General features: G+C 70.1%; 7 protein-coding genes. 2 read left to right on the plus strand and 5 right to left on the minus strand.

Going from position 1 to position 7,417, the window contains the following annotated elements:
* On the plus strand, positions 1-1,309 hold a 1,309-nt coding region (gene priA / locus PHC73_RS09560), incomplete at its 5' end, for a primosomal protein N' (protein ID WP_300127163.1).
* 212 nt (positions 1,310-1,521) lie between these two features.
* Here the strand turns inward: priA and PHC73_RS09565 are convergent.
* From PHC73_RS09565 to PHC73_RS09575, 3 genes are all read right to left on the minus strand, one after another.
* On the minus strand, positions 1,522-2,718 hold the full coding sequence (locus tag PHC73_RS09565; RefSeq protein ID WP_300127166.1) for a dihydrolipoamide acetyltransferase family protein: 1,197 nt from the start codon (positions 2,716-2,718) through the stop codon (positions 1,522-1,524).
* A 165-nt stretch (positions 2,719-2,883) separates the two neighbouring features.
* The gene (locus PHC73_RS09570; RefSeq protein ID WP_300127169.1) at positions 2,884-3,867 is read right to left on the minus strand and encodes an alpha-ketoacid dehydrogenase subunit beta; all 984 of its coding nucleotides are present in this window, start codon (positions 3,865-3,867) and stop codon (positions 2,884-2,886) included.
* The gene (locus tag PHC73_RS09575; RefSeq protein ID WP_300127172.1) at positions 3,864-5,003 is read right to left on the minus strand and encodes a thiamine pyrophosphate-dependent enzyme; all 1,140 of its coding nucleotides are present in this window, start codon (positions 5,001-5,003) and stop codon (positions 3,864-3,866) included. Before PHC73_RS09575 ends, PHC73_RS09570 begins: the two co-directional genes overlap by 4 nt.
* Positions 5,004-5,099: 96 nt before the next feature.
* Between PHC73_RS09575 and PHC73_RS09580 the strand changes: the two genes are divergently transcribed.
* Positions 5,100-6,551 (plus strand): NAD-dependent succinate-semialdehyde dehydrogenase, encoded by a 1,452-nt coding sequence (locus tag PHC73_RS09580; RefSeq protein WP_300127175.1) that lies wholly within the window; start codon positions 5,100-5,102, stop codon positions 6,549-6,551.
* A gap of 51 nt (positions 6,552-6,602) precedes the next feature.
* Here the strand turns inward: PHC73_RS09580 and PHC73_RS09585 are convergent, their stop codons facing one another.
* Together PHC73_RS09585 and PHC73_RS09590 are read right to left on the minus strand one after the other, a co-directional pair.
* Positions 6,603-7,067: an EVE domain-containing protein gene (locus tag PHC73_RS09585; protein ID WP_300127178.1), complete on the minus strand. Its 465-nt coding sequence runs from the start codon at positions 7,065-7,067 to the stop codon at positions 6,603-6,605.
* On the minus strand, positions 7,064-7,417 hold a 354-nt coding region (locus PHC73_RS09590; RefSeq protein ID WP_300127181.1), incomplete at its 5' end, for a glycerol-3-phosphate acyltransferase. The genes PHC73_RS09590 and PHC73_RS09585, both read right to left, overlap by 4 nt.

Consider the following 7,417-nt stretch of genomic DNA (forward strand, 5'->3'; position numbering starts at 1 on the left):
CGCCGGCGTGCTGATCGGCACGCGCTCGGCGGTGTTCGCGCCGCTGCCGCGCCTGGGTTTGATCGTGGTCGACGAGGAACACGACAGCTCCTACAAGCAGCAGGACGGCTTTCGCTACCACGCGCGCGACATGGCGGTGCTGCGCGCGCGGATCGAAAACCTGCCGGTGCTGCTCGGCAGCGCCACGCCGTCGCTGGAGAGCCTGGCGCAAGCGGAACGTGGCCAGTACCGGGCGCTGCACCTGCACGAGCGGGCCGGCAGCGCGCGGTTGCCGCGGCTCGAGCTGCTCGACGTGCGCCACCAGCGCATGACGGGGCTGGTTTCGCCGGCGCTGGCGGCGGCCATGCGCGATGAACTGGCCGCCGGGCGGCAGGTGATGCTGTTCCTGAACCGCCGCGGTTACGCGCCGGTGCTGCTGTGCCATGCCTGCGGCTGGGTGCCCAAGTGCACGCGCTGCGATGCGCATTACACGCTGCACCGGGCGCGGCGCCTGCTCGTGTGCCACCACTGCGGCAGCGAGCGGCCGGCGCCGACCGCTTGCGGCGAGTGCGGGAGCACCGAGTTGCTGCCGCTTGGCGTGGGCACCGAGCGCATCGAGGCCGATCTGGCCGAGTTGTTTCCGGACCACGCCGTGCTGCGGGTGGACCGCGACAGCACGCGCCGGCGCGGCGCACTCGACGATTACCTGGCCGCCGCCCGCGACGGCCGCGCCGACATCCTGATCGGCACCCAGATGCTGGCCAAGGGCCATCACTTTCCGGCCGTGACGCTGGTTGGCATTCTCGATGCCGATCAGGGCCTGTTCGCGGCGGATTTTCGCGCCACCGAGCGCCTGGCGCAGACCATCCATCAGGTGGCCGGCCGCTGCGGGCGTGGCAGCGAGCCCGGCCGGGTGCTGATCCAGACCCACCAGCCGCAGCATCCGCTGTGGCAGGCGCTGCTGCGCGGCGGCTATGGCGTGTTCGCGCGCGGCCTGCTGGCCGAGCGCGAGGCCGCCGGCTGGCCGCCTTTCAGTCATCTGGCGCTGCTGCGCGCCGAGGCGGTGGGCGCCCAGGAGGCGCTGTGGTTCCTCGGCGAGACGCTGTCGCTGGCGGCCGAATTCGGCCACGCCGGCGTCGAGCTGCTGGGCCCGGTGCCGGCGCCCAGCCCCAAGCGCGCCGGGCGCTACCGCGCGCAGCTGCTGCTGCAGGCGCGCCGCCGCGCGCCGCTGCACCAGTTGCTGCGCCGCTGGCTGCCGGCCATCGCCCAGCTGCCGGCGGCGCGCCAGGTGCGCTGGTCGCTGGACGTGGACCCGGTGGATACCTATTGATTGATTGAGGCTGAAAAATTCCGTCCCTGGAATGTTTCGGCTCGCCGCGGCGCGCGCCCTCAGAGTTTGTGAAGAAATGCGCGTGCTGCGCATTTCTTGCGTCGCCCGTCCGGTACACGCCCGGACGTGCTCGCGCGAATCAAGCCCTTGCGGGCTCGATTCGCGTCCGGCCATTCCTGGCCGGCCTCGGAGCTTGAAAAATTCACAAGCCCTCAGGCATCCGCCAGCAGCAGCAGCGGGTCTTCCACCGCGGCCAGGATAGGCTGCATGAAGCGCAGCGCCGTCACGCCGTCGATCAGCCGGTGGTCGTAGGACAGTACGAGATTCAGGCGGCGCTGGATTTCGATGCGGCTGTCGTCCACCACTACGGGTTCGCTGCGCACCCGGCCCATGCCGAGGATGGCCACCTGCGGCGGGTTGATGATGGGCGTGCCGAAAATGTCCTGCCCGCCGTGGCTGCCCCAGTTGCTCAAGGTAAAGGTGGCGCCGCGCAGTTCGTCCGGCCCCAGACGCCGTTCGCGGGCGCGGTTGGCCAGATCCTCGATGGCGTTCGACAGCTCGAGCACGCTCATCCGGTCCGCGTCGCGGATCACCGGCACCACCAGGCCGGCGTCGGTGTAGGCCGCAAAACCGATGTGGTAGTAGTGCTTTTCGATCACTTCCAGCGTGTCGTCGTCGAGGCTGGCGTTGAACTGCGGCATGGCCTTCAGCGCCGGGATCAGCGCCTTGATCAGCAGCGCCACGAACGACACGCGCGTGCCGGTATGGGCCGACAGGCGCTTGCGGGCCGCCTCGAAGGCGGCGGCGTTGACGGCAAAGCCGGTGGTCGCCTGCGGCACGCGGGCGGCGCGGCTCATGCTGTCGTACATGGCCTTGGCGATGCCGGTAAGACGCCAGCGTTTCTCGCCGCCGGCTGGCGCGGGGGAGGGCGCGTGCGCCGGTGCGGCCGGGCGCGCGGCGGCGTCGATGTCCGCGCGCAGCACCCGGCCCTTGGGGCCGCTGCCGGTGATGGCGGCCAGATCCACCCCCCGCTCGCGCGCGTAGCGGCGGGTGCTGGGCGCGGCGCGCACGGGGCCGGTGGGCGCCGGCGGTGGTTCGGGCGCGACCGCCGGGGCGGGTGTCGACAGGGCCGCGGCGTGCTTGTCGCCGGCGAACTGCTGCGCCGGTGGCCGGTCGGTGTCGAATACCGCCAGCAGCTCGCCGACCTTGAGGGTGTCGCCCGGTGCGGCGGCCAGGCGCTCGACCCGGCCGTCGCAGGGGGCCGGGATTTCCACTACCGCCTTGTCGGTCTCGATGGTGCACAGCACGTCGTCCTCGCGCACCGTCTGCTGCGGCGCCACGCGCCACTCGACCAGCGCGGCCTCGGTGATGCCTTCGCCGACGTCCGGCAGGCGAAACTCAAAGCGCATCGTCGGTTCTCCTCAGGGTATGTGAAGAAATGCGCGTCCTGCGCATTTCTTGCCTCGCCCGTCCGGTACACGCCCGGACGGGCTCACGCGAATCAAGCCCTTACGGGCTCGATTCGCGTCCGGCCATCCCTGGCCGGCCTGAGAGCTTGAAAAATTCACAAGCTCTCAGAATTTGTATTGCAGCACCGACTCGATGCCGTAGCGCACGCGCCGCGCGTCGGGCAGGTAGAAGTCCTCGGTCTGGTTTTCCGGGAAGTGCACGTCGAAGGCCGTCACCCGCCGCACCGGCGCCTTGAGACAATCGAACACGTGCTCGTTGACCAGCGCCGACAGCTCCGCGCCCAGGCCCAACGTGCGCCGCGCCTCGTGCACGATCACGCAGCGCCCGGTGCGGCGCACGGAATGGAGGATGGTCGGCACGTCGAGCGGCGCCAGCACGCGCAGGTCGATGAGCTCAGCATCCACGCCCATCTCGTCGATGGCCTGCTGCGCCACATGCACCATGGCGCCCCAGGCCAGCACCGTGACCTCGCGGCCCTCGCGCGCCACCCGCGCCTGGTCGAGCGGCAAGGTGTAGGGCGCGTCCGGCACCGGTTCGCGAAACGCCCGGTACAGGCGGCTGTGTTCCAGGAACACCACCGGATCGTCGCAGCGGATGGAGGCGGCCAGCAGGCCCTTGGCCTCGGCCGGCGTGCTCGGGCACACCACGCGCACGCCCGGCGTGTGGATCAGGTAGGACTCGGTCGATTCCGAATGGAACTGCAGCGGCTTGATGCCGCCACCGAACGGCGTGCGGATGGTCATCGGCACCGAAAACTGCCCGCCCGAGCGCTCGCGCACGTTCGACATCAGGCACACGAACTGCCCGAACGCGTTGTACAGAAACCCCAGAAACTGGATTTCCACCACCGGCCGCTCGCCGCGCATGGCCATGCCGACCGCCGCGCCGACGAGGCCGTTTTCCGACAGCGGTGTGTCGATCACGCGCTCGCCGCCGAAGGCGTCGTACAGCCCTTCAGTCGCGCGGAACACGCCGCCGATGGGGCCGATGTCGTAGCCCATCACCCGCACCGCAGGATCGCGGGCCAGCTCGCCGCGCAGCGCCGCGTTGACCGCCTGCACCAAATTGAGATCAGTGGTGCCGCTCACGACAGGGCCTCCGGGTCGATGCTGGTGTAGGGGTTCAGGCCGTTCAGCTCGGCGGCCAGCTCGCGCTGCTGCAGGCGCAGTGACCAGCCGGGATCGCCCTGCAGATGATTCTCGAATAGGGTCATCGGGTCCGAGCGCGGAATGGCCAGCGCGCGCGCCGCGGCGGCCTGCACCTCGGCCAGACACTCGGCCTCGTACTGCTCGCGCAGTGCGTCCGTGTAAAGGCCGCGGGCGGCCAGATACGCCTCGAAGCGCAGGCGCGGGTCGAACTGCTTCCAGCGCTCGGCGAGCGTCTGGTCGCGGTACACCTCGGCGCTGTCGGACGTGTTGTGGTCCACCACGCGGTAGGTGACCGCCTCGATCAGCGTGGGGCCGCCGCCGCCGCGCGCCCGGTCCACCGCCTCGCGGGTTTTCTGGTACATGGCCAGCACGTCGTTGCCGTCCACCCGCTCGCCGGGCAGGCCGTGCGCCAGCGCCTTGTGGGCAAAGGTGGGCGCCGCGTGCTGGCGGTGCGCCGGGGTCGAGATGGCCCACTGGTTGTTGTGCACCACCACCACCAGCGGCGCCTTGAACACGGCAGCGAAGTTGAGCGCGTCGTGAAAATCGCCCTCGCTGGTCGAACCCTCGCCGGTGAAGGCCAGCGTCACGATGTCGCGCTGGTTGAAGCGATCGGCCATGGCCGAGCCGGCGGCGTTCAGCACGTTGGTGCCGAGGATCACGCCATACGGCGTGAAGGTGACGCCGGGTTCGCGCTCGAGCGGCAGGTGCTCGGCGATCGTTTCCGGCGCGCCGCCGCGCAGGATGGCGAGCGTGCGGTCCATGGGCACGCCCCAGTACAGGTGCGCCGCGAACTGCCGGTAGGACGGAAAGCACCAGTCGCCTTCCCGCAGCGCCGCCGCGGCGCCCAGACCCACCGCCTCCTCGTAGGTGGACTGCGCGGTCACGCTCAGCTCGCCGCGCCGCTGCATGCGGATGGTGTGCGTCTCGTAGGCGCGTGTGAGCACCAGCGTGCGGTACATGCGCAGCAGCGTTTGGTCGTCGAGGTCCGGCGCGGTGCCGACCAGGCGGCCGTCCGGCGCCAGAATGCGAAAAAAATCCTCATCCGGGGCCTGCTCGGCCCACTTGTGCTGTCCCATGGCTGTCTCCTCGACCGCCGGCCCGTGCGACCGGCCGGCCTATAATGCCACCGCACTTCTGCGGCGCCCGCGCCGCGCCATTCGCAAGGACGAAACATGATCGACTCGCCGCTGCTGCCGCACCTGGACGCCTACATCGACGGTCGCTGGACCCAACCCGCCTCGGGCAAGACCTTCAAGGTCATCAACCCGGCCACGGGCGATCACCTCGCCGACGTCGCCGCGCTGGCGCGCGAGGAGGTGATCGCCGCCATCGAGGCCGCCAAAAAGGCGCTGCGCACGCCGTCGAGCTTCGAGCAGCGCCACGCCTGGCTCACCGGCATCGCCAAGGCGCTGCGCGAGCATCGCGAGGAAATCGGCCGCATCCTGTGCCTGGAGCACGGCAAGACCTGGAAGGAAGGCGCCGGCGAGGCCGACTACGCGGCCGGCTTTTTCGCCTACTGCGCCGAGCACCTGGACCTGCTGAAGCCACGCACGCTCGACGAGAAACCCCGCGGTTGCACCTGGACCGTGCAGTACCGCCCGGCCGGCGTGGTGGGCCTGATCGTGCCGTGGAACTTCCCGATCGGCATGATCGCCAAGAAGCTGTCGGCCGCCATTGCGGCGGATTGCGCCAGCATCGTGAAGCCCGCCTCCAAGACGCCGCTGACCATGCTGGCGCTGTTCACGATCCTGGACCGCATCGTCAAGCTGCCGGCCGGGCGGGCGAATCTCGTGATGGGCTCGGCCGGCATGATCGGCGACACGCTGCTGAGTCACCCGGACGTGGCGGTGGTGAGCTTCACCGGCTCCACCGAAGTCGGCCGCGAGCTGATCGAGAAGAGCGCGCCGCAGGTCAAGCGCCTGACGCTGGAACTCGGCGGCAACGCGCCGTTCATCGTGTTCGAGGACGCCGATCTCGACCACGCCGCCGACCAGCTCATGCTGAGCAAGTTCCGCGGCAACGGCCAGACCTGCGTGTGCGCCAACCGCGTGCTGGTGCAGCGCCAGGTGGCCGACGCGTTCGTGGACAAGGTGGTCGAGCGCGTGAAGAAGCTCAAGCTCGGCAACGGCATGGAGCCCGACACCGACATCGGCCCGCTGGTGGACCGCGCCGGCTACGAGAAGGTGCGCCAGCACGTGGAAGACGCCGTGGCCAAGGGCGCCAAGCTGCTGGTCGGCGGCGGCGCCAAGCCGCTCGACACCGAATGGGGCGGTTTCCACCCGCCGACGGTGGTGCGCGGGCTCACGCGCGACATGCTGTGCTGGCGCGAGGAAACCTTCGGCCCGCTGGCGCCGGTGGGCGAGTTCGAGACCGAAGCGCAGGTGATCGAGATGGCCAACGACACCGAGTTCGGTCTCGCCGCCTACGTGTTCACGCGCGACGAGGCGCGCGCCCAGCGCGTCATCGCCGGCCTGCAGTTCCAGCACATCGGCTGGAACACCGGCTCCGGTCCGACGCCGGAGGCGCCGTTCGGCGGCATGAAACAGTCCGGCTTCGGCCGCGAGGGCGGCGCCGAGGGCATCTACGAGTTTGCCGAGGCGCAGACGATTCCGCGCGGCGCGTAAACGCCGCTCGAGGGGACGGACGACTGGCGTGCGGGTGCGCGCCGGTCCTCTTCAGCCGCCCTCGGCCAGGCGCAGGATGTGCTCCCACGCCGCCGCCGGCACCGGCATCACCGACAGCCGGTTGCCGCGCCGGACCAGCGGCAGCTCGATGAGCGCCGGGTCGGCGCGCAGTTCGGCCAGCGACACCAGGCGCGGCAGCTTGCGCACCAGGCGCACGTCCACCATGAACCAGCGCGGATTGTCCGGCGTCGAGGCAGGGTCGTAGTACTTGCTTTCCGGGTCCCAGGCCGTGTGGTCCGGGTAGGTCTCGCGCACCACCTCGACGATGCCGACGATGCCCGGCGGGTCGCAGTTGGAATGATAGAAAAACGCCTGATCGCCAAGGCGCATGGCGCGCATGAAATTGCGCGCCTGGTAGTTGCGCACGCCGTCCCAGTGCTCGGTGGCGTCCGGTCTGGCGGCCAGATCGTCGATGCCGAACACGTCCGGTTCGGACTTGAACAGCCAGTAGTTCACGAGGCGGCCTTCTTGTGACCGATGCGGCTTTCGGTGCCGGCGCGAAGGCGCTGGATGTTCTCCCGATGCCGCCAGGTGAGGATCACGGCGATCAGCGCCGTGGCGAGCACCAGCGCCGGCTGGCGCGTCCACAGCAGGGTGTAGACCGGCGTCACACCCACCGCCACCAGCGCCGCCAGCGACGAGTAGCGCGTCAGCGCCGCGGTGGCCAGCCAGGTCAGGCAGGTGGCGATGCCGACCGGCGGGCTCATGGCCAGCACCACGCCGAGCGTGGTGGCCACTCCCTTGCCGCCGGCAAAGCCAAAATAGAGCGGGTACAAATGCCCCAGAAAGGCCGCGAACATGACCGC

Origin of the sequence: Immundisolibacter sp. (assembly GCF_028696615.1) — a bacterium.
Lineage (GTDB): Bacteria > Pseudomonadota > Gammaproteobacteria > Immundisolibacterales > Immundisolibacteraceae > Immundisolibacter.

What these genes read in the sequence shown, in the direction of transcription:
- PHC73_RS09565 (WP_300127166.1), bottom strand. Translation starts at nt 2,718, where the DNA reads ATGCGCTTTGAGTTTCGCCTGCCGGACGTCGGCGAAGGCATCACCGAG.
- PHC73_RS09575 (WP_300127172.1), bottom strand. Translation starts at nt 5,003, where the DNA reads ATGGGACAGCACAAGTGGGCCGAGCAGGCCCCGGATGAGGATTTTTTT.
- PHC73_RS09580 (WP_300127175.1), top strand. Translation starts at nt 5,100, where the DNA reads ATGATCGACTCGCCGCTGCTGCCGCACCTGGACGCCTACATCGACGGT.